At 45.8% G+C, this 23,893-nt stretch carries 14 protein-coding genes; 13 read left to right on the forward strand and 1 reads right to left on the reverse strand.

All coding sequences use genetic code 11. From position 1 onward, the window contains the following. Nucleotides 1-35: 35 nt before the first annotated feature. From L4C42_RS05495 to L4C42_RS05520, 6 genes are read left to right on the forward strand one after another with little or no spacing between them, the layout of a single operon-like run. Complete coding sequence (locus L4C42_RS05495) at nucleotides 36-9,251, forward strand: T1SS-143 repeat domain-containing protein (protein ID WP_429759720.1); 9,216 nt, start codon at nucleotides 36-38, stop codon at nucleotides 9,249-9,251. A 19-nt stretch (nucleotides 9,252-9,270) separates the two neighbouring features. After that, nucleotides 9,271-11,418: a type I secretion system permease/ATPase gene (locus L4C42_RS05500; protein WP_353499129.1), complete on the forward strand. Its 2,148-nt coding sequence runs from the start codon at nucleotides 9,271-9,273 to the stop codon at nucleotides 11,416-11,418. Further along, complete coding sequence (locus L4C42_RS05505; protein ID WP_353499130.1) at nucleotides 11,408-12,733, forward strand: HlyD family type I secretion periplasmic adaptor subunit; 1,326 nt, start codon at nucleotides 11,408-11,410, stop codon at nucleotides 12,731-12,733. The genes L4C42_RS05500 and L4C42_RS05505 overlap by 11 nt, the downstream gene beginning before the upstream one ends. Before the next feature lie 18 nt (nucleotides 12,734-12,751). Further along, entirely contained in the window at nucleotides 12,752-14,083 is a 1,332-nt protein-coding gene (locus L4C42_RS05510) for a TolC family outer membrane protein (RefSeq protein ID WP_418642331.1), read from the forward strand. After that, a complete protein-coding gene (locus L4C42_RS05515) occupies nucleotides 14,083-14,721 on the forward strand; it encodes an OmpA family protein (RefSeq protein WP_429759723.1) in 639 nt (212 codons plus the stop codon). Before L4C42_RS05510 ends, L4C42_RS05515 begins: the two co-directional genes overlap by 1 nt. Beyond that, nucleotides 14,714-15,643, forward strand: coding sequence for a PstS family phosphate ABC transporter substrate-binding protein (locus L4C42_RS05520; RefSeq protein WP_429759725.1), 930 nt, complete (start codon nucleotides 14,714-14,716; stop codon nucleotides 15,641-15,643). The genes L4C42_RS05515 and L4C42_RS05520 overlap by 8 nt, the downstream gene beginning before the upstream one ends. A gap of 58 nt (nucleotides 15,644-15,701) precedes the next feature. Here the strand turns inward: L4C42_RS05520 and L4C42_RS05525 are convergent, their stop codons facing one another. Continuing rightward, complete coding sequence (locus L4C42_RS05525) at nucleotides 15,702-16,298, reverse strand: TetR/AcrR family transcriptional regulator (RefSeq protein ID WP_353500190.1); 597 nt, start codon at nucleotides 16,296-16,298, stop codon at nucleotides 15,702-15,704. A 208-nt stretch (nucleotides 16,299-16,506) separates the two neighbouring features. Here L4C42_RS05525 and L4C42_RS05530 point away from each other — a divergent pair, with 208 nt between their 5' ends. From L4C42_RS05530 to rbsC, 7 genes are all read left to right on the forward strand, one after another. Beyond that, the gene (locus L4C42_RS05530; RefSeq protein ID WP_429759727.1) at nucleotides 16,507-17,124 is read left to right on the forward strand and encodes a glutathione binding-like protein; all 618 of its coding nucleotides are present in this window, start codon (nucleotides 16,507-16,509) and stop codon (nucleotides 17,122-17,124) included. A gap of 127 nt (nucleotides 17,125-17,251) precedes the next feature. Beyond that, a complete protein-coding gene (locus L4C42_RS05535; protein WP_429759729.1) occupies nucleotides 17,252-17,944 on the forward strand; it encodes a type 1 glutamine amidotransferase domain-containing protein in 693 nt (230 codons plus the stop codon). A gap of 143 nt (nucleotides 17,945-18,087) precedes the next feature. Beyond that, on the forward strand, nucleotides 18,088-18,657 hold the full coding sequence (locus L4C42_RS05540; protein WP_429759731.1) for a sugar O-acetyltransferase: 570 nt from the start codon (nucleotides 18,088-18,090) through the stop codon (nucleotides 18,655-18,657). 245 nt (nucleotides 18,658-18,902) lie between these two features. Then, entirely contained in the window at nucleotides 18,903-20,507 is a 1,605-nt protein-coding gene (locus L4C42_RS05545) for a sensor domain-containing protein (RefSeq protein ID WP_353499136.1), read from the forward strand. 410 nt (nucleotides 20,508-20,917) lie between these two features. Further along, nucleotides 20,918-21,337: a D-ribose pyranase gene (gene rbsD, locus L4C42_RS05550; protein WP_353499137.1), complete on the forward strand. Its 420-nt coding sequence runs from the start codon at nucleotides 20,918-20,920 to the stop codon at nucleotides 21,335-21,337. 49 nt (nucleotides 21,338-21,386) lie between these two features. Continuing rightward, the gene (gene rbsA, locus L4C42_RS05555; RefSeq protein WP_418642330.1) at nucleotides 21,387-22,892 is read left to right on the forward strand and encodes a ribose ABC transporter ATP-binding protein RbsA; all 1,506 of its coding nucleotides are present in this window, start codon (nucleotides 21,387-21,389) and stop codon (nucleotides 22,890-22,892) included. Next, entirely contained in the window at nucleotides 22,889-23,881 is a 993-nt protein-coding gene (gene rbsC / locus L4C42_RS05560; protein ID WP_042497513.1) for a ribose ABC transporter permease, read from the forward strand. Before rbsA ends, rbsC begins: the two co-directional genes overlap by 4 nt. The last annotated feature ends 12 nt before the right edge of the window (nucleotides 23,882-23,893 follow it).

Below are 23,893 nucleotides of genomic sequence, written 5' to 3' on the forward strand. Positions count from 1 at the left end.
TATATGAAAGACTTAGTATCGAGCGGAGACCAAAGATGGTGCCAGTGCTTTATGTTCAGATGGGTAATGTGGTTTGGAAGGTGTTCCCCAACGGGACGTGGGAGCGCGCTGCGCCTGATGAGCCGTTATTGGAAGGTGTTCAGGTCGTTAATCAACCCATCGTTGAACTGGGTGATGAAGGCACGCTGTCCTCAGAGCAAGTTGCCGCGATTGAAAAAGCACTGTCCGAAACGCTTAACGACCTTACAAGCAATATAGTCAGCCAACAAGGACAAGTTGACCTCAGCTCTGGAGGAAGTAGCGATAGTGCTGGTTTTGTGGTTTCAATTAAAGCCACGCTAGATGAGACAATAGCGCGCGCCGGGTTTGATACGCGGCCTAGTTCGGAGCCAGACGACGAGCGAAATTCAGAACAAGCCTCACTAGATATCCTATCTGATCAAGCCAAATTAACAGTAGACATCCTTGATGGCGGCGACGGCTATGAAAACCAATTCGAAGTTCCCAGTGTCGTTATCCAAGGTACGGCAACAGACGTACGCGATGGGCGTATTGTGCTTATCACCGTCACTGACCAAGATGGCAATACCATTCAGTTGCAATCCATCACAAGCAATCAAGCCTACTCAGTTTCCGATGTTGATCTTTCTTCTTTGGTTGAAGGCCCTTTAACGGTCGATGCCATTATCTCTGATGATTTTGGCAACAGTATTACCGCTCAAGATGCGACGATTAAAGACACGTTAGCCACTATTAACGTTGAACTGGACGGCTTTGGAGATGAGTTTGTTAACGCAGCAGAATCTCCCAATGCAGCATTTACTGGTAAAACCGAATTTGTGGAGCTTGGGCAAACTATCAATTGGGTGGTGACTGACGAACTTGGCGGCACGGTAACAGGAACTGCGTCCGTCACCGAATCTGGTCTTTGGAGCATTTCTAATCTTGATGTTTCTGGGCTCTCTGATGGAGTACTTACGGTTGAAGCCTCCACCATAGACATAGCCGGAAATCCGGCCGTCGCTACAGATACGATTGTCAAAGACACGAAAGCAGACATCACTGTTCAGTTTGAAGATATCGACGGCATTGTGAATGAAGTTGAAATATCGGGTACTACGTTGTCAGGAACAGTGATCGATGTTGAAGATGGTCAAAGCGTCAATATCACCATATCTGGAAGCCAAGGTGACCCAATAAGTCTAACCACAACTGTGGTCAATGGCGGCTGGACAATACCAGACGTTGACTTATCGAGGTTTGAAGATGGTGAGCTATCTGTCACCGCAACGACAACAGACATCGCTGGGAATCCTGCAACGGCGACGGATACGTCTTTGGTCAATACCGTCAAGCCATTCATCGATATCGATACCTTGCAAGGATTCAATATTCTCGCTTTTCGCGGAGGTACCTTAACCAGCTTGCAAGGTACAACCAATCTTGTTGAAGAAGGACTTCCTGTTACTGTCGTGGTCAGTGATGGGGTTTCTACACTTGAATTTCAAAGCGCCGTTGATGCCAACGGCGACTGGCTAGTCGTTGATATAGACGTTTCTAGTTTGGATCTTTCTGTTGAGTGGACTCTGGACGCTAAAGTTACTAATGCGATAGGTAACTCAGCCATAGATGATATGCCGACGATAGTGTTACCTGAGTCGCTGGCGTTCAGTGATACGGTGATTGGTATTTTTGGCAATCAAGAGAAAGAATCGGATGTAAGAATTCAAGATGCTGAGTTTGTGTTCTTTGCTGATCAATCGCTGGTCGATGAACTGACATCTAACGGCCTTTCAATCACGGTTTCGGTATCTGATTATCGAGTTATTGGGACTCGAAGCGATGGTGAAGTGGTCTTTGAAGCTAGTTTGAGCGGCGATCAAGTCGATGTCGCGTTCAAGCAAGTTATCGACCAATCTCCAGATTTAAATTCGATACAGACAGCTCTTTTGATCCAAGGTACCCAAACGGATGCCGATGGCACAACAGAAGTCGTCATCGGGCATCTACCCATCAACATAGCCGATATAGAGCCCCTTATTTTTGACGATTTTGCCTTCATGATCGAAGGCGAAGTTAAGTCTGGTAATGTGCTGAACAATGATATTGATCTTGATGGAGCATTGATTGTTTCTAGGGTGATTATCGATGGCTCGGAATACCCAGTGTCGGGCAGCACGCCTACCTTGATTTCTCTACCTGAAGGTGAGCTAAGCGTATTTGCGAATGGTCACTACAATTTTTCGGCCAATCGAAATTTAGATAACTCTGCTGGAAGGCAGAGAGTGAGCTTTGATTATGTAGCAGGTGATCAAGAGAATGATTTTGGGCAAGGAACCGCGACGATATTTATCGATGATGGCGAGGCGGGGAGCATTGAATCTAGCAGTTACCAATATACCGAGCCCGACAGCAATCAAAGTCCACAAACTTTTGAAACCACCTTTTTAGTATCGCCAGGCTCTGACAATCCCGATCCCAATAGTCTCTATTTCTCGACTTCTACACTCAACGTGCTCGACAGTTTAGGGTTAACCAGCGGTGCCAGCCCAATTCCTCTCACATACCAACTAAACGATGCTGGCAACACCGTTACTGCATCCATCAGTGGCAATACCGTGTTTACTCTAAGTTTATCGGGGCAAGTAACACCGTCGGATGCGACTTCTGTGACCGCTAACCTGACCATTACACAAGAGCGGCCACTCAATCAGCCCAACAAGAACGATTTGCTAAAACTGCCGCTGCTTATTGGTGGTAGAGACACCGATGGCACTGAGCTAGAACAAGGTGAGTTCACATTAATTATCGCTGATGGCTCTGATCCTATTCTAACCAGTATATCGAACGTATCGGTGTCGGAAGCCGAGCTCGCTTTTAATCCGGTTGTCGATATGGGGCTATTTCGCGTGGAGCTCGGCGCAGATGACCTCGATACTAATATGTCTCTCAATCCGTCACTGTTTTTTGATATCCAGGATCAGCCACAGGTTTGGAGTGATGGCCAACTCATCACTTATACCATTGATGCAACAGGGGCGATTCTAACGGGCAGTATCTTAGATGAAAATGACGACAAAATTCCTGTTTTTGAAATCGGCTTTTCACAACCAAGTGCTGCTGTAGGAGGAGACGTTCCTTATACCTTTGTACTGCTACAAAATATCGATAATACCAGCGACCCACTGGAGATCCCCTTTATTGTGACCGCGAGAGATTCAGACGGCGATGAAGCGAAATTGACGCTCAACGTGAGTGTGTCTGATTCTGGCAATGCAACGCTTACAGGTTCTACGTTGACGGTTACCGAACTCCCGCAGAAAACGACAATAACAGAAAGCAACTCTGATACTGCTAGCATTTCGATTACCGCAACGCAAGATGACATAGTGGATATCGATCTCGCTATCACTGCTGCAAGTCTAGTTCTTGATAGCTCAGGCAACGCCATTACGAGTAATGGATTGGATATCTTATGGCGTAATAATGGTGACAACAGCTATGACGCCGTCGATGAGAATGGCATGGTGGTATTTAGAGTCGCACTACCTGCTGAAATCGATATACCTGCTTCTACGAATCAGTCTGTAGACATTGGGGTACGGCTTTTTAGAGAAATCGATCATGGCAGTGTGGGCGATATCGATGAGCTTTCCATCACTCTGCCTATTGTGGTAACGGATTTTGATGGCTCTCAGACCCAGCAAGATTCTACCTTAACCATATTAGACGGGCTTGATCCATCGATTGAAACCATTGCTCTGTCGGTAGCAGAAGCCAACCTCGAAGCTACAGGTGAAGTTGAGGTGATTCAATCGGATACGTTGACCTTTGTTCGTGGTTCAGATTCGATTGTTTCTTTTGACATCAATGTTAGTGATTTTGGCAGCTATCAAAGCGGGGGCGAAACGATTGCTTTGGCCGAGCGAGATATCGATGGCTGGTTTATTGGTTCCACACAAAATACCAACCAAGAAGTCTTTCGATTGCGGTTAAATGTCGATGGCTCTGCGGAGTTTTTGCTGTTTAAACCTTTAGACCATCCGGCAGGTGATGGCGCGAACCTACTCAATTTACAGTTTCCTGTAGTTGCGACCGACAAAGATGGCGATACCTCAAGCCCTACAATGTTAACGGTTGAAGTTACAGATGATATTCCAACGTCAGGTACTGAACAAACGCTAGAAATTACTGAGGGTGACAGCTTTAGCGGCAACCTACTCAGTGCAACTCGCATTGGTGTTGATGGAGGTTCAATTACTGAGGTTCTTTACGAAGGCGTTGATTACGATTTTAGTACCACTGACCTTATCTTCATTAACTTGACTAACGAGAACGACGCCAACTCAATATACGGCACATTGGAGTTAAAGTCGGATGGCAGTTACACCATCACCACAATCACCAATGTCGACGCTGATCCTGCTTTGGAAGATAGGATTCGTTTTACTGTAACGGACGGCGATGGCGATACGGTGTCTAACTTTGCCAACTTAATATTGGACGACATTGGCGGCTTTATCCGTGTCGAGAACACTGAAGTTCGCGAGGATGAGCTGGCTGGCGTCGATATCAAAGTGTTTGTTGGTGATATTGATCAAGGGGAAAATGTCACCGAAATCACCATTTCCAATTTACAAGGTGGAACCCTGTATTATGGTGGTGTTGAGCTCATTCCTGATGCTGGTGGGAGCGTTACCTTGACGGACGCGCAAATTATGCAGCAACCGGGACAAAATTATTTCGTGTCCGCTCTACCAATCACCTATTTGCCAAAACTTAATGAGTCGAATACCACGCTTACCTCAAATGTGGTGGCGCTGAGTGTTGGGGCGACCATTGCCAGAAATGGAATTGCGGATGAGATTGTCAGCAATCAAACTTTACAAGTGTCGGTACTACCCGTTGCCGACACGCCAGAGTGGGGCAGTTCTCAGCTTGAATACGTTTTGACCGAAGATATAGGTCGTACTTTCCCATTAGATATTGATGCGTTATTGGTCGATACCGACAGCTCTGAATCCCTGAGCTACCAAATCACCAATATACCGAGCGGCATCACGATAAAGCTGGATGGAAATAACATAGTCGAAGGCAAATCTTATACACAAAAGCAACTCGACCAAATGACGGTTACAGTGAAGAAAAACCTCGCTGGTGAGTTTAGTTTTGACCTCAAAGCCACCGCGACGGAAAAGGGCAGTGACTTTGCGCAAAGCTCAGATAAAACGGCCGACATTGACACTCCGGTAGTGATTAAAGTATCCCCTGATGCCGATACGCCAGAATTGTCGGTTCGTGACATTCGAGGGCTTGAAGACGTCAACATCGATTTGAGTGATGCGATTTTTGGCAGCTTAACGGATACCGATGGCTCGGAATCGTTGTTTTACGACATTGAAGTGCAAGATGGCTGGTCATTTACAGGAACGGGTTTTGTGCAAACAGGAACCAACTCTTATCGGGTTGAATCTGACGCGATAGCCAATGGCTCAGCGCTGTTAACACCAAAAGCAGACATTAGTTCCGTGACTGAGAGTTTGTTTATTAAAGTGTCTGCGGTTTCTGTTGAATCTACGATTGATGGTTTAACACCAGTGAATCAAGAAGCCAGCAGCGTAGAGAAAACCATCAACATTACCTTAAAAGGTGTCGTGGATGAGCCCATCGCTCAGGATGGCGGTAATGGCCATTGGCAGTATGATGCAGCCAATAGAACCATAGAAACAGCGGCGTCGTTCTACGAAGATGGCTTGGTACCACTCGACTTTCTGTTTGTGACCTCTGATGATGATATATCAGAGTCTTTAAATATCCTCATTACCAATATACCGGATGACATTGCCATTGTTGACAGCAGTGGGCAAGTTGTAGCACTGACAATCGCTGATCTAGACCCAGTAACTGGCCCTGTGTATCAGGTGAGTAATGCTGATTTAGCCAAACTGTTTGTAAAACCAAAATTAGACTTCAGTGGTCGCATTACTTTTGATGCCAATGTGGTTTCCACTGAGCCCGATGGTGATAGCGGCACATTCGACTACAAGGTACAAATTGATTTATTGCCAGAGGTTGACCAAAGCGATGGCGTCACTGTGGTGACAACAGGTCTTGAAGATAGGCAAATCGCTCTGGATTTAGAGCCTAGGATCAGCGGCGATAGTGATGGTAGTGAAACGCTGACAGGCTACTTCATAGACCCGCTGCCAAGTGACCTCACTTTACTGTTTGATGGATCTCCCATCTCTGTCCCAGCTACAGGCCTAGATCTTGAAGGGTTAATTGATAGTACGACACCAACTTTAGATTCATTACTTAACAGTGGGCGCTTAAGTGTGCAAGCCACCCAGGACTTGAGTGGAACCTTTGTTATTCCAGTGCGGTATGAAGTAACTGATACCTCTGAACTTGGTGAAATTACGACTAAAATGATTTCAGGGTCACTTACCGTGGTAGTGGATGCGAAGGTTGAGGGGGACACTCGTCTCGAAACGTCATCGGAGGTCTTTATTAGTGACGATGGCCGTCCGGTTGATGTATCCGCTGCTGTTAGGTTTATTGAAGAAGATATCGATGGATCCGAATACCTTGACTACATCTTACTTCAGGTGCCCCAAGGCTACGATATTGTTGTTAATAGCGGCACAAATGAGGCACAGCAAACGCCAGATGGTAATTGGATTATACCTGCAGCAGGCTTAACCAGTGACACAGTACAAGATGTGGCTGCGTTTATTCTCGACAATGTGACCATATCCAGTAATCAAGATACACCGGTTCTAGATATCGTTGTGCGAGCGAGAGTCATTGATGGCGAAGACTCGCGTTATATTGACGGGGAATTTCAAATTCAGATTACCGGACACAGTGGTGGCGGTACGCCTTGTGATCCCGTTGGTCCTCCTGGGGAGATCGAGTCTGAAGATGACATCACATTCGATGAAGGAACGGAAGTCTTAGATCTAGGGCAATACCTTGATCCAGACATTGCGAGCGATCCGGACAATGAGATTTCGTTCTTTATTCCGTCAGACTCGCTACCTGATGATGTTGAACTAGAAGGTGATGGTGTGATTGCTGTATTTGATAACGATGGCGATATCATCGGCTATTCAATCAGCCAGACAGGCCTGAGCAACCTTAAAATTACGGGTCTTGATGAAGATTTTGCAGGTTGTATTACTTTTGATATTGAAACGACTGAAACCTCAACTTGTAACGGCTCTAGCTTAACGACTACGCAGACAGTTAGCATTGCAATTCGTCCTATCGTCGATGACATTATTCTGTCAACGGCATTTAGCCGCATTGATGAGGACGTGGCTTCCGATCTTGATTTACAGTTGGTGCTTGGCGATTCAATTAAGCTTGATGGCAGTCAAACGGTCATCGGTGAAGGAGAATCGTCAACAGGTAAAGAAACCGCTAACTCGTTTACCATTCGGGTATCTGACGGAGCAACGCTCTCTGGCGACCCAAGCTGGTTAACCGACAACGGAGATGGCTCTTGGACTGTGACAGATGTGACACGTTTACCGGATGTAGTACTCATACCTCCTACCCACTTTAGTGGCGAAATAACGTTAACTGCCGAAGTAAACATTACCGACAAAACCGATTGTTTAGCAGAAACCGATACCCAAACTAAAGTCGTGACAAAGGTCATCGAAATCAATCCGATTGTGGATCCTGCCAGTTTGGTGTCTGCGGACTTCACTGGTGACGAAGATACTTATATTTCGCTGGCAAGTCTTGATGCAGAGCTGATTGACCAAGATGGCTCCGAAAATATGTCACTCAGTCTCTCTGGGGTTCCCGAAGGTGCAGTGGTTGTGGTTCAAGTGGGGTCAAGCTTTGAGTTAGTGCCAAACAACGGAGTGGACGGAGGCAGTTTCAATGGCAAGCCAACGTATGAGTGGCAGTTAGAGGCAAGCCAACTCGATAATACGTTTATATTACCGCCACTTGATTTTAGTGGGGACATTCCGTTGACACTCAAGGCCATTACTCAGGAGCTTGCAACCGGAGATACTAGGATTACAGAGTCAGCATTTACCCTAGGCGTTAATCCTATTGCCGATGAGATTGAGTTCTTTAACGCCCCAGAAAAGGTAAACGGCGACGAAGATGCCGTCATCGATATCCCTATTGATATCGTTTCCCAAGAGACCAATAGTGATGAATCTATCGCGCTATTGGTAACAGCAAAAGCTGTGAATGATTCCAGCTCAATTGATGATATCGCGAGTATTCGAATCGATGGAAAAACTGCACGATTTATCCAAGTTGGTGACAGTGCAACCGCTACTATTATCGTAGCGGCAAGTTCAATTAATAGCATTGAGCTATTCGCTGGCGATGCCTTTGGCGATATTGACCTCACTATTCGTGCAGACGCAAGAGACACGGCCACTGTACTCGGTTCCAATAAAGGCGACTTTGGCCCGATAAAACAAGAAACTATCCGATTAAAAATCACTCCGGAACCGGATGCCCCAATTTTAGATTTAACTCATGACAACATTCTCGCCGAGGCGAGTAGCGATGCACCTTTAGGGTTGAGTTTTAACCTAGTGAATCCTGCTGCCGATGAACAGGGAATGCTAACCATAGAAGGGCTTCCAGATGAGGTAGAGCTTACTGCTGGGCAGCGAGTAGGCGATGATTGGGAGGTCTTACAAGGCGAGATTGCAGACTTGGCGATTAAAGCCGATGACAATCTTCAAAATGATCTCAACTTTACCTTAATTCTAAAGCCTTCAGCAGAGCTCAACGGCAATACCGCGGATGGGGCGGTAGAGACGATAGATGTTGAATGGTTTATCAAAGGCGATCAAACGCTGATCGGAAACTACCAGCGAGACTATATTTCAAGTGGAAGCGGTGATGACACCATCACTGGCGGGCTAAGCGCCGATACATTTGCATTTACTAATGAAGATATTGGTCTGTTGGCGCACACGGATATCATCACAGATTTCAATGCCAGTGCGAATAGCGACAGTATCGACCTCAGCCGAATCCTGTCTGCTACTAATGCTTCAGATGCAGAAAAGCAACTCGACTTAGTTGAGGTTGGCACCGACCTACGTATCGATTTAAGACCAAATGAAGGTCTGATTAGGCATCATATAGTGCTCGAAAACACCACATTGAACGATTTGTATGGCGGGGATGCGGCGGGTGTTTCTGAGAGCGATATTATTCAAAAAATGCTGGATGACCAAAATCTTATTTTGTCGTCAAACTAGTAAGCAGTAAGGATGTGCAGTGGAAGTGTCAAAAAGGGACAATTGGCTAGAAGCGATTAAATGGTTGTGCCAGTACCATGAGGTGCGTTGTCACCCGGTTAAAATAGTCAGTGGACTACCGTTAGATGATGGGCAGCTATCAGAGCCCCTCTTTTTAAGAGCGTTGGAAAGCACGCCACTTCTGGCGCTTGAGCTCAATGCGCGTGAAGTAGCGAAAGCAAGCACGCCATTTGTGATGATAGACAGTAAAAACGAACAGCCTTTGATCATCACCAAAGTAACGGGGCAGCGCGTCACTTTACTTGAAGTCGCTGAGGAGTTTAAACAGAAGGAAATAACCCTAGATGCACTTCGCCAATTGAGTAAAGGGATACTGTGGCAAGTAAGTGGAGATTCCACTATCGATAGCCGAGTTGAGGAGCTTAAACCTTCTACACCCACCAGTTGGCTGTGGAAAACGATAAAGGAAGTTCGCCCTTGGTATCGTGACTTAATGTTGGCATCGTTTGTAATTAACTTGCTGGCTCTCATTGTCCCGTTATTTACCATGAATGTGTACGATCGCGTGGTGCCTAATCAAGCAATGAGTACCCTGTGGGTGCTGGCTGCAGGAGTAATGATCGTTGTTGTGTTTGATTGGATATTGAAAGAAGCTCGAAGCTCTGTGACAGATATGGCTGGGCGCTATATCGACAATAAACTCTCAGCGACACTGTTCTCAAAAACCATCGGTATGAAGTTAGAAAATCGTCCTCAATCAACAGGGGCGTTTGCGCGTCAGTTACAAGACTTTGATGCAGTAAAAGAGTTCTTTACTTCCGTGACGCTGGTGACCTTGGTGGATTTGCCGTTTACCTTTTTATTCCTAGTTTTAATTGGCTGGCTTGGCGGCGCCATGATGTGGATCCCTGTTGTGGTTATGGGATTGCTCGTCGGTGTCAGTGTGCTAATGAAACGTAATGTTGAGAGCACGCTAGAAGAGACATCGCGATTGTCTACTCAACGTCAAGCACAGTTGATTGAAACCCTAAACGCCCTACCTGAAATTAAACAAAACAATGCTCAAAGCTTGCTGCAAAAGCGCTGGGAAAGCGTTATTTCTTCCTTATCGACATGGCAAACGCGCTCGCGTACATATACCAATATAGTCACTCATTGTATTCAATCTAGCCAGCAAGTAGTGACGGTGTCACTTATCGTATTTGGCGTCTATCAGATAGGAGCCGGAGTACTCACCATGGGTGGCTTGATTGCTATTGTGATGTTGAGTGGTCGAGCGGGAAACGCAATTAATCAGTTATCGATGTTAGTGCTGCGCTATCAGCAGTCCAAAACTGCGTTGGTCGGTTTAAATCAAATCATGGAATTACCGCAAGAGGCCAGTGATCAACAAGTGATCGACCGAGGGGAATTTCAAGGCAACGTCAAACTCAGCAATGTGGGCTATCTATACCCGGAAGCAACCTCAGCGGCAGTGAGTGACATTAATGTCAACATTCAAGCGGGAGAGCGCATTGGTGTGATTGGATCTGCGGGTGCTGGTAAATCAACGTTATTGTCACTGCTTCTCAAGCAGGTCGAGCCTAGCAGCGGACAAATCTACTTCGAAGGACTTGATGCCAAATTATGGCCACATAGTGTGGTGCGCAAAGCATCCGGTTGGGTGGCGCAAAGTAGTGTACTGATGTTTGGATCGGTATTGGAAAATATTGTGTTTGGTGAGTCTAGTATTGATGAGCAGCGGCTCGGTTACGCTATTCAATACTCGGGACTAAATGACTATTTATCACGCCTTGAAAACGGCTTAGAAACTCAAGTTGGTGAGGGCGGCCGACATTTATCGGGGGGGCAACGTCAGGCGGTGGCACTAGCAAGAGCGCTCTACCGTCAACCTAAGTTTCTTGTTCTTGATGAGCCGACCAGCGCACTAGATAATCAAGCTGAACGACGCTTCTACCAAGCATTAGCACGTATGCCACGTAGCATGACCATAGTAATGAGTTCACATCGTCAGTCGCTCTTGTCGTTGTGCGACAGAGTTTTAGTGCTTGAGAAAGGCAAACTCGTCATGGACGGTCCACCAAAGTCTATTCTGGAAACACCAAGTAAGCAAAAACACAAAGTGAAGAACATCGCTATCGTCAAAGGAGGTAACGATGAGCACTAGTCATATCGAGTGGAGCAACACCCAGTTAGCGTACCGTTCACGCAGGCTTATTTGGATTATCGCCAGTTTATTTGTCAGTGCTTTGCTTTGGGCATCTTGGGCGACGCTTGAAGAAGTCGTCGTGGGAGAGGGCACTGTGGTGCCAAGCCAGTCGGTACAATCGATACAAAGTTTGGAAGGTGGGATTGTAAAAAACATACTGGTGCGTCAAGGGGACAGTGTTAAGGCTGGGCAAAGCTTAGCAGTATTGGATGACACTCGTTTTCGCGCTTCCTATCAAGAGACAGGCAAGCAATTTGATAGCCTGACTGCTCAGCGGTTGAGATTGGAAGCGGAGCTGGCGAGCGTCAAAGTAACCAGTAGCAACAACTGGCAAACACAAGTTCAAATTGAGCCTCGTTCAATCATCGGTGCAGATAACCCCAGCCCAGCTTTGTTTAATGCTCAAGCTAACTATCTGGAGAGATTGAGTCAGTTATCATCCGAACTTGAAGAATCAAAACTACGAATCGAGCAACAAGCCCAAGCCGTCAGTGATACTCAAACCTCTATTCGAACCTTACAAAGCAGTCTCGCTATTGTGGAAAAAGAGCGCGATTTGCTGCGCGTAGTAGTGGAAAGCGGTGCAGTAGCGGAAGTTGAGTTATTGAAACTAAATCGAGATGTCATTCGTCTTGAGGGCGATTTATCGAGTGCTCGTGTCACCGAGCAAAAGCAACGAGCGGCCTATTCTGAGGCGATTGCGGATCACCGTGGGATTGCTCTGGACTTTCGAACTAAAGCGCAAGGCCAATTAAATGAAATATCCGCCACACTTGCCCAACTGAATGAGAGCCGCCAGGCAATCGCTGATCAATTGAGGCGTACCGATGTCGTTGCTCCAGTAGATGGTACTGTGAAAGAAGTGTTTGTTCGCACCATAGGTGGCGTCGTTCGTCCAGGTGAACCCATTATGGAATTGGTGCCAGAAAACTCGGCACTCATCATTGAAGCTAAGATCGCGCCCCAAGATATTGCTTTTATTTCAGTAGGTTTAGAGGCAATGGTGAAGTTTTCGGCCTATGATTTTGTTATCTACGGCGGACAAAAAGGCAAAGTGACCTATGTGAGTGCTGATGCATTGCAAACTGAAGACGGGACGGCCTACTACCGAGCGCACATAGAATTGAATAATCAACAAGATCAAGAGGCGAACTTTTCTGTAATACCGGGTATGCAAGCCGCAGTGGACATTCTTACTGGCGAAAAAACGGTGTTGCAATATTGGCTTAAGCCAATCTTAAGAGCAAAAGAGAATTCATTGAGAGAAAGATAATAACCATAAGGAAAGCGTATGCGTGTGACAAAACTCGTGCTATCGAGTTGCCTTGCTATCACCCCTCTAGCGTTGACTCCGGCTGCGAGCGCTATTTCTCTGGAACAGTCTGTAGCGTTTGCGATTGATTACAGTCCAGAAGTTTTAGCGCAATATTCTCGATATCAATCCGTTATCAGAGATGGTGATGCTGCTGGTGGTGACCGATTACCACAAGTGAATTTGTATGCCGCAGCGGGTGTAGAGGAAACCCGATATAACAACGGTAACTTCATAGACCCAGACGATAGACGACTTAATCGAACAGAGATGGGTGTGCGTGTTTCTCAGCTTTTGTTTGATGGGTTTGGTACTAGCGCCAATGTTAAGCGTTTGGGCTATGAAGCTGAAGCAGAGCGCTTGACGTTGATATCCCGCGCTGAAAACGTCTCCCTGGATGTCACCAGAACGTATCTTGAGCTTTTAGAGGCTGAAACTCTGTTGCAATTAGCTAACCGCAACGTGCTTGAGCATCAAGAAATCTATAAAGATGTACTCGACAAAAAAGGCCAAGGACTAGCGAGTAATTCGGACTTAGCCCAGATTTCCGCTCGAGTGGCAACAGCACAATCGTCACAAATTGCGGCACAAAATAACCTGTTTGACCTCAAAACCCAATTTCTACGCCAAGTTGGCAAGCCCGGCAGTGACCTAGTCTTTCCCAAATTTGATAGCGCACTACTTCCCAGCACTTTAGATGTTGCTATTCAACAAGCGGTCGACAACCACCCGGAGATTAAAGCGGCCATGATAGACATGGACGCCGCGAGGCAAGAAATACGACGCGAAAAAGGGGACTATTTCCCAGAGGTTAAAATTGAGTTGCATGCCAACAAAAATCGCAACGTGGGTAATGTCATCGGGCCGGATGAAGACATGCGCGCCATGCTGACCTTAGATTATGACCTATTCAACGGCTTTTCGACCGATGCTAGAGTTGAATCTTCCGCATGGCGATTGGAAGAGGCGCGAGCCATACGTGTAAGAACTGAGCGTGAAGTGCGCGAAGGCACAGAACTCGCTTGGAATGCCTATTCGATGCTAGAGCAGCAAATAAGACTTTTGGAGCAAAATGTGGACGCGGCAAAAATAGCCGAGCTCGGCTATATACAGCAGTTCAATGTCGGGCGTCGCAGCTTACTTGATGTACTTGATGCCAAGGTGGAAGTGTTTCTTGCGAGACAAAACTACGTGAGAAGTAAATACGATAGAACCTTTGCAGCTTATCGATTGCTTAATGCGATGGGAGTGTTGACGTACGCGTTGCGCGTCGAGCATCCAGAAGAGTGGCAGAAAGAGGGGGAGTCATAATGAAGCTAACAGTGAAGACTTTGTCTTTCGTGCTAACGCTGTGTTTGCCCTTATCCCTGCTCATCGGTTGTGCTGAAACGCCAAACACACAAACCACTCGTCATCAGATTGATGATTTACGCGATCAAGACAGTGATGGCATCATCAATCAGCGTGATCGCTGCTTGGATACTCCAACTGGTGTTGTTGTCGATAATGAAGGCTGTGCAGAATGGCAGTTTTCAGAGAAGCCTGTTGTGGTTACGGTCAACTTTGATTACGACAAATCGCTGATACGTCCCGATCAAGAGCCAAAGGTATCTGAACTCTCAAATATGCTCAAACAAACTCCACAAGCTAGTGTGGTGTTAATTGGAGATACCAGTTCCGAAGGCACTAACGATTATAACCGCGCCTTAGCTAAGCGCAGAACGGCAGCGATTAAAGAAGCGCTGGAGCAGAAAGGCATTGATAGCATACGAGTCTCAGAGCAGGAGTTTACCGAGGTGACGTTTTACACCGAAAAGCTCAAGCAACGTAAACGCCGAACCATTGCAGTGTTCTATCATCCTGAAATGTCAGCCACTCAGCAGTGGGATATTTTTACTTCAGAGAAAAGTTTGACCAGTTCAAGCAGTGTGGAGGCGCCTCGTGACTAAGACTTTTAAAGCGTTTAGCGCTGCAGCACTCTCTTGTGGGATGATGGCCTCGCCATTGCTATCAGCAGAGACATTAGATGCGCAGCATTCTAAAGTGGCCGTTGAACCCAATCTCGTACCGCTTATGGAAGCCTTGATACAAGCTAGGAAACTTGATATTGATGTCCAGGCCAGTGAAGATATCGCGACAAGTTTAACCAAAGATAATCTGCTACTCGGTATCAGTTCACGTAAATGGCAAGATGATGAAGTGGCAAAGTTTACCCATTTGAGAGGTTACAAACCTACCGAGCTTTTTTTTACCGCTGACGTTATCGCCATTATTGCCAATCAAGACAATCCGGCCAAAGCCGTAACCCTTGCTGAGCTCAAGGACGTTTTTGGTTGCAACCAGCAGCTTAACGTCACTCGCTGGCGTGATAGTCAAGGTACAGAGCTTGGCGCCATGGTTCCATTAGCTATCGACAATCAACTAAAGGGGCATGGTACGTTTGCCAAGTGGGTTGCGTGCGACAATGCTGAGTTTTCGACGACTAATTTTGTTATCGACAAGCCTGCATTGCTAAGTGAAATCTCGGCGCAGTCAGATGCGATTGGTTACTCGGTTTACACCGACGATCTTAACGATCAAAACTTGCTAAATGTCATCAATAACTTTGGTGAGTCGTACGATGTGAATAAAGAAACCATTTTGTCGGGACGCTATCCACTGGCGAGTGTTTACTACATGTACCTTGACTTGCCACCGAACCGAGAACATTTTAATCAGCAGGAAGAATACTTTATCAGTCTGACGTTGTCTGATGAGCCAAAGCCAACATTAAACCAATTTGGCTTTATCAGCTTGCCGCCAGAGGCAATACAGCGCAATAAAGTTCGTCTGCGTTTAACAGAGTCGATGATTGAAGGCGGTTACAAATAATCAATCTGGTTATATTTATCACCGCAGTAAGACTAAGACAGCTTCTTGGATTCTCTCTTCAAGAGGCTGTTTTTGCGTTTAGCCTTCGCAGATAATCACAAAGAACTCTGGTGGCTACATCAATCTCTTTATGGCGTTTAGCCTTTCCAAGTACGCGCATCCCTTGCATTTGACAGATAACAAATTGTCCTATTGCTGTCACATCTTGCTCATCGCTGATTTCAAGGCGCTGCTGAGCGTGGGATAGCGAAGAAACGATAGCTTGCTCTAAGGTATCGAACAGCATGTTGCTTCGCTTCAATACCTCATCATTTTCACCAGCATGTTCAACGACAGCATTCTGAATAAAACAGCCACAGCTGTCTTGCTTTTGTTTGTCGGCAAATGCGCTGAGAAACTGACAGAGGGTGTCAATTCCAGAGTTTGAGCTTCGAAGCGGTTCAAGCTTGGGAAAAGACACCGAGGTTAAGTAGTTATCAAGCGCTTGGTAATAAAGCGCCTCTTTGTCACCAAAGCTGTTGTAAAGACTAAAGCGGTTGATAGCAAGAGTGTCAGTCAAATCGCTAATAGACGTATTGGCATAGCCCTTACTCCAAAACAGCATCATTGCTTGTTCTAGCTTTTCTTGCTTACAAAAATTGGCTTTTCTTGCCATGCGTCCCTCTAAGATAAAAACCGCATCAAACTGCACCTGCTGGTCATTGTACAAGTACTTGCCATTATCCACTAATTAATTCTTGACCGATCGTTTAGTTATTGCATAGAGTATATCTAAACGATCGGTTAGAAATCAAAGCTGATCAAAAAAACTCTCATAAAGATGGTAATTCTCTAAAAACATACGTGCCAAAAGGAATGAACACATGAAATTGTATGATCACTCGGTCACAGTCAGCTCGAAGCGCCTAAATCTATTTCTGAAAGAAATTGGTGTTACCGATATTGAAAGAGTGGAAGTGAATGTTAGGGAAGGGGGAAACCTAGCCCAAAGCTATCAGGACAAAAGCGTAAACGGTAAAGTACCATTGCTTGAGTTGGATGATGGCACTTACCTCAGTGAAACAGTAGCGATCAGTCGCTATTTTGATGAAATTACGCCGAACGATCTCAACTTATTTGGTGCTAGCACGTTAGAGCGAGCCAAGGTTGAAATGTGGAATCGCATTGTTGAAATTGATGGTATCCAAAACGCATTCCAAGCCTTTAGAAATCTATCGGGTATCTACGCCGACCGAGAGAATTGCGTTGAAGCATGGGGAGAAGAAGCGAAGCATCGAGTCGAGTTGTTCTTGCCTAATCTCGACAAGCAGTTGGGTCAGTCTAAGTACGTAGCGACAGACAATTACACCATCGCAGACATCAGTGCCTATATTTTTGTTTTTGTAGCGGTCAATGCGCTCAAGGTTGATGTATTTGAGACCAGCCAGAACATCAAGCGTTGGTTTGATGATGTGTCTTCTCGTCCAGCTCTACAAAACTAAATTTTAGGCCGCACTTTTGGAAAGTGTCCAATGGAAGAAAAAGGGATGAAGATTGCTCATCCCTTTGTATTTGAAAAATCTCAGCATTTCACTAGGTTTATAAAGAGCGCCTAATGGAGAGCAGAGAGTGAGCCAAAAAAAAATTCTGATGGTTCTAACATCACATAGTCGGATGGGAGAGACTGAACATAAAACTGGCTTTTGGCTTGAGGAGTTTGCCGCGCCTTACTATGTGTTCAAAGATGCCGGCTTGCATATCACCTTATGTTCACCCGCTGGTGGCTACCCTCCAATTGACCCAATTAGCCAACTAGACGAGCAGCAAACTCCCGCTACTCAACGTTTCGAAGCTGATGAGGTCGCGAAAACCCATCTGACTAACACCTTACGCTTGGTTGAAGTCCGAGAGGCCGATTATGATGCGGTGTTTTATCCGGGCGGTCACGGCCCGCTTTGGGATCTCACCTGTGATCCAGACTCTGTCACACTGATTGATGACTTTTATAGTGCTCACAAACCGATAGGGGTTGTCTGCCATGCGGCTGGTGTACTCATTAATGCCGCCAATGAAGACGAATCCCCAATGGTTGAAGGTAAACAGGTCACCGGCTTTAGTAACAGCGAGGAGCAAGCCGTTGGATTAACAGATATTGTGCCTTTTTCGCTGCAAGATGAACTTGTAAAGCGTGGTGCGAGCTTCTCTAAAGCACCAAACTGGCAAGAGTACGTTGTCGTTGACGACCTGCTCGTGACTGGTCAAAACCCAGCCAGTTCTGAAGCCGCAGCAAAAGCGCTGATAAAACTACTGTTAACCGACTAAATCTACCTATCATTTTAATTCCACCAAGTGTGATGGCGGCTACGATTCGAAGAAAATATAATGCCGCTATGACAGGATTCTGACATTGTCCTCAATATTACGTTTTTGAATACAAACAGTCCGTAACATTGTTGGAAGAAAAGATGTCGACAAGAACAGAACGAGAAAAAATGCTGGCAGGTGAGCCTTATCTAGCTTGGGATGAAGAGCTATTATCTGCGCGAGTTAAGTGCCGTCATACACTAAAGAAACTCAACGATAGTATTCCGAATACGCCTGAGTGGAAGGAAGCGCAAGAAGCGTTGATCCCAAACCGTAAAGGCAACCTATATCTTGAGCCGCCATTTCGCTGCGACTATGGTGAAAACATCCATGCTGGCAAGAACTTCTACGCTAACTTCAATTGCGTGATTCTAGATGTCAATGAGGTCGAAATTGGAGACAACGTATTGTTTGCACCAAATGTTCAAATATATACGGCAGGTCATCCGTTAGATGTAAAAGGCCGCGTTGAAGAGGAAGTTGAATTTGGCTTACCAATTAAAATCGGCAATAACGTTTGGATTGGCGGAGGGGCGATCGTTTGTCCTGGTGTTACGATTGGCGACAATGCGGTCATTGGTGCAGGCAGTGTGGTCACCAAAGACATTCCGGCTAACACTCTCGCTGTAGGCAACCCGTGTCGAGTTATCAAACAAATCAATAACGATTAGAGTTGCCTCCTAATTACTTTTTTGGCGCTTGCCAACTTGTCTTTTGATCACCTAATGTGGGTACATGTTAGGTGACTTTCTCTTTGGTTATCCAAATTAGCACCAATAGTTTATGGTGCGTCAAAAAACTGTTTCCAAATCATCGACTTTTTGACGTTTTATTTGATGTTGGTTCCATTAAACCCTATCATGTTCGCTTTGTAATACTCGGTAAAACACTAGTTGTAAACATGGCGTTGCATTATATGGATTTTGAATTGTCGTTAGGTTTGATGGAGTCTGCGTTAGAAAGCGCGTCTGTTGCTGTCATTATTACCGACGAACAAGCTCAAATTTGTTTCGTCAACGATCAGTTCGTCAAGCTAACAGGCTATGCCCGCGAAGAAGTCTTGGGCAAAAATCCGAAACTGCTAAAGTCAGGAAAAACCACATTAGCAACCTATGAGGATATGTGGTCGAAGCTGCTTCAAGGTAAAGATTGGGTAGGCGAACTGGTTAACAAAACGAAAAACGGCTCGCTGTTTATCGAGCATGCTCATATCAGTCCTTTCATCTATTTGGGCAAGTCCTATTACATTGCGGTCAAACGTGATGTGACGTCTGAAAAACACCTCAACGATAAGCTGAGCGATCTCGCTTATTTTGATCCGCTTACTCGTCTTCCAAACCGCACCTCTTTCTTTGAGCATCTGCAACGCTTTCTAGTCGAAGAGCAACAAGCGGAGCACCCGTATTCGTTGTTGTTAATCGATCTCAATGAGTTTAAGTCTATTAACGACAGTAAAGGACACGATTTCGGCGATCTGTTCCTTCAAGATGTAGCGAAGCGCTTTAGAGCGGCGGTAGGGGACAACGGCCTAGTCGCAAGGCTTGGTGGTGATGAGTTTGTCGCATTGCTACCCAATTGCTCACAAAGTCGAGCGGAACATTACGCTCAGCATTTGGTCGACGCGATCGCCTTCATAGAAGTTGGTAACAAATCTGAGCGAGGCTCTGCGTCTGTTGGTGTGACTACAAATGTAAGTCGCAACGTTCCAACGAGTTTGCTACTAAAGCAAGCGGATCTTGCGATGTACCGTGCCAAGCAGTGTCAAACTACCTGGATGAGTTATGACGAAGCAATGGGTGAGCAGTGGGGGCGTAAAACGGCGATGGCTCAACGTCTCTCGCAAGCTATCGAATCACACAGGCTAGAGGTCAGCTTCTTACCCGTAGTTGAGATTGAAACGCATCGTATTGTTGCGTTTAAAAGCCGACTAGAATGGAGTGACTCGATGTTCGGTGATGTTGATAGATTCGAGTTCATTCCTATCGCTGAAGAGTCTCAGCTGATCCGCAAACTGAATTTATTCACTATTGAGCAAGCCTGCAAGTACGCTTCGGTCGGTGAATTAAAAACGGTGGCGGTAAAAGTTTCCTCTAAGAACTTTGGTCATGGATTGTTTACTAAGGAAGTGACAGAGATTCTCAACAAGTATCATCTGCCACCTCATTGTTTGGTGCTTGAAGTGTTCGAGGACATGTTGTCTAAGAAACGTTGTGTGGATGAGTTGTACCAATTAGTGGCGCTTGGTTGTCAAATTACCGTGGCAGACTTTGGTATGGGGCACATTTCTATATCCGAGCTTCGCGAGCTACCATTGCAAAAACTTAAAGTTGGCGCGCAGTTGGTGGCAGAAATTGCACAAGATCGCTCGGTGGAGCAGGTGGCGAAAGCGATTGTAAGTCTCGCCAAAGTACTAAACATTGAGACCATTGCCGAAGGTGTTGAAACATCAGGGCAACTAGAGTCTCTAAAAGCTATTGGCTGTCATTATGCCTCTGGTCCCTACATTTCTGCCAATATGTAATTCGCGTAATCTTGTCCAAGTTAATCTCTAGATATCTGTGTCTTGAGATTACTTGGGTATGCTATTCATTACCTTGCATTCTCATCCTTTTTAGCAATCAGTTAAGCCCTATTTGTAGGCTGTGAAGTCGCTTTCATACCCCTTCTATCCAGTCAAAAATCTCGTTGAGTAGGAATTTGAATCTATTCACGAAAAATGCATCGAAACGTTTCGATGGGGCGATCTAAGTCACAGTTAAATGCTACCTCTCTCGATCTTTGTACACGCTACGCTAGGATTGCCATCGAAACGTTTCGATGATTGTTTTATCAACAGTGAATAGGTAGTGATGACCTCTACTTTTGCAACCGTTGTTTGACGGTTATTCAAGCCCTATAGATTTAATAAAGCCGCATGAAGCAGGTATAAAAATGAAAAAAAGTGCCCTAATAAATTCAGAACTTTCTTATTTGGTGTCGACATTGGGCCATACCGATGAGGTAACGATTTGTGACGCTGGCCTTCCGATTGCAGATGAAGTTCAGCGTATTGACTTAGCTCTGACCCATGGCGTTCCAGCGTTCTTGGATACGGTAAAAGTGTACCTTTCTGAAGCTCAGATTGAAGGCGTCATTTTGGCAGAAGAGTTTAAGCAGGTGAGCCCTGAGTTGCATGATGCTTTTTTATCCGTGATTGAGCAGGAGCGAGAAACAAGCGGTAAAGCAATTTCGATCTCCTATATTTCTCACGAAGACTTCAAGACAAAAACTTTGGACTCAAGAGCTGTCGTGAGAACGGGTGAGTGTACACCGTATGCCAATGTGATTTTCCAAGCTGGCGTCGTCTTTTAGAGCGCCACTTATTACGAGTTCAGTTCAGCGAAATATACAGGACATCCTCATGCTGCAACCCATTTTACAACTCAGCGAGATTGAAAAAGCTTTCCCGGGAGTGAAAGCTTTGGATAAAGCCAGCTTAAATGTGTACCCCGGAAAAGTGATGGCATTGCTTGGTGAAAACGGCGCCGGTAAATCGACGCTTATGAAAGTGCTGACGGGTATCTACTCGAAAGACTCTGGCGAACTTCGCTATCTAGACCAAGACGTCTCGTTTAAAGGTCCGCGTGATTCACAGCAAGCGGGCATCAGTATTATTCACCAAGAGCTTAATCTTATTCCTGAGCTCACTATTGCTGAAAACATCTTCCTCGGCCGAGAAAAAACCAACGCGTTTGGTCGCATCTTATGGTCGCAGATGTATGCCGAAGCGGATCGCCTACTGGCGAGGCTTAATGTGAAACACCGCGCGAAAACGCCGCTTGGTGAGCTTAGTCTTGGTGAGCAGCAAATGGTTGAAATTGCGAAAGCGCTGTCATTTGAGTCTAAGGTCATCATTATGGATGAGCCGACTGATGCGCTCACTGATACGGAGACGGAATCATTATTTAGCGTGATCAACGAACTGCGCGAACAAGGCTGCGGCATTGTTTATATCTCGCACCGCCTCAAAGAAATCTTCGAGATTTGCGACGATATTACGGTATTACGTGACGGCAAGTTTATTGGTCAGCGCACAGTGGCTGAAACAGACGAAGATACGTTGATCGAAATGATGGTAGGACGCAAGCTTGATGAGCAGTATCCGCGAATTGATGCCGTTCACGGTAAAACCAGTCTTGAAGTGAAAAACCTTTCAGGTTCTGGTGTCAATGACGTGAGCTTCACTCTGGATCAAGGTGAAATTCTTGGCATTTCAGGTTTGATGGGCGCAGGCCGTACAGAGCTGATGAAAATCATTTATGGCGCGCTAAAACGCCAATCTGGTGAGGTGATTCTCAACGGAAAAACGATCAATCCAGACAGCCCTCAAGAAGGTCTTGCCAATGGTATTGCTTACATTTCTGAGGATCGTAAAGGTGATGGCTTAGTTCTGGGCTTATCAGTAAAAGAGAATATGTCGATTTGTGCGTTGGAGCAGTTGTCGAAAGGCATGCAAATTCAACACAGCGAAGAAGTCATTGCTGTTGAAGACTTCATTAAGCTTTTTAATATCAAAACTCCAACACGCGATCAAATTATTGGCAATCTTTCCGGTGGTAACCAACAAAAAGTGGCGATTGCAAAAGGGCTGATGACCAAACCTAAAGTTCTGATTTTGGATGAGCCAACACGCGGTGTCGATGTAGGCGCCAAGAAAGAGATCTACCAACTTATCAACAAATTTAAAGCAGATGGCATGAGCATTATTTTGGTGTCATCTGAAATGCCAGAAGTACTTGGCATGAGCGATCGAATTTTGGTGATGCATGAAGGGCATATAAGCGGTGAGTTTATGGCTCAAGATGCAGACCAAGAGAAACTACTAGCATGCGCTGTCGGTAAAAATGTAAGTGAGGAAGCAGCATGAACAACAAAACCATCAACAAAGAGATGAGCGTTGAAATGGAAAACAAAAAGCCTCTTTTCAATAAAGAATGGTTGATTGAGCAAAAATCACTGATTGCGCTGATCTTCCTAATTGTCGTGGTGTCTTTTTTAAACCCGAACTTTTTCACCGTCGATAATATTCTGAATATTCTGCGTCAAACCTCTGTGAACGCAATTATCGCAGTCGGTATGACATTGGTCATTTTAACTGCAGGCATCGACTTGAGTGTTGGCTCGGTACTCGCACTTTGTGGCGCGTTTGCGGCCAGTTTGATAGCGATGGAAGTTCCGGTACTGATTGCGGTTCCAACCGCACTTCTTGCTGGTGCAGCTCTTGGTGCTATCAGCGGTATTATCATTGCCAAGGGTAAGGTTCAGGCGTTTATCGCTACCTTGGTGACTATGACACTTCTGCGCGGCGTGACCATGGTGTACACCGACGGTCGTCCAATTTCTACGGGCTTTACTGATACTGCTGACGCATTCGCATGGTTTGGCACGGGTTACGCTCTGGGCATCCCCGTTCCAGTTTGGATTATGGTCGTTGTGTTCGCATCCGTTTGGTATCTACTTAACCACACTCGCTTTGGCCGCTACGTTTACGCGCTAGGTGGTAACGAATCAGCGACTCGCTTGTCAGGTATCAATGTCGATAAAGTGAAGATTGGTGTTTACGCCATCTGTGGTCTGCTTGCTGCACTGGCTGGCATTATCGTTACCTCTCGTCTGTCATCCGCTCAGCCTACAGCGGGTATGGGATACGAGCTTGATGCTATCGCAGCGGTTGTTCTTGGCGGTACCAGCTTGATGGGTGGAAAAGGTCGAATTATGGGTACGCTTATTGGTGCTCTGATCATCGGCTTCTTGAACAACGCACTTAACCTATTAGATGTTTCCTCTTACTACCAAATGATCGCAAAAGCAGTGGTTATCTTGCTGGCGGTACTGGTAGACAACAAAAACAAGTAACTTCGATTAACA

Origin of the sequence: Vibrio wakamikoensis, assembly GCF_050337275.1 — a bacterium.
GTDB lineage: Bacteria > Pseudomonadota > Gammaproteobacteria > Enterobacterales > Vibrionaceae > Vibrio > Vibrio chaetopteri.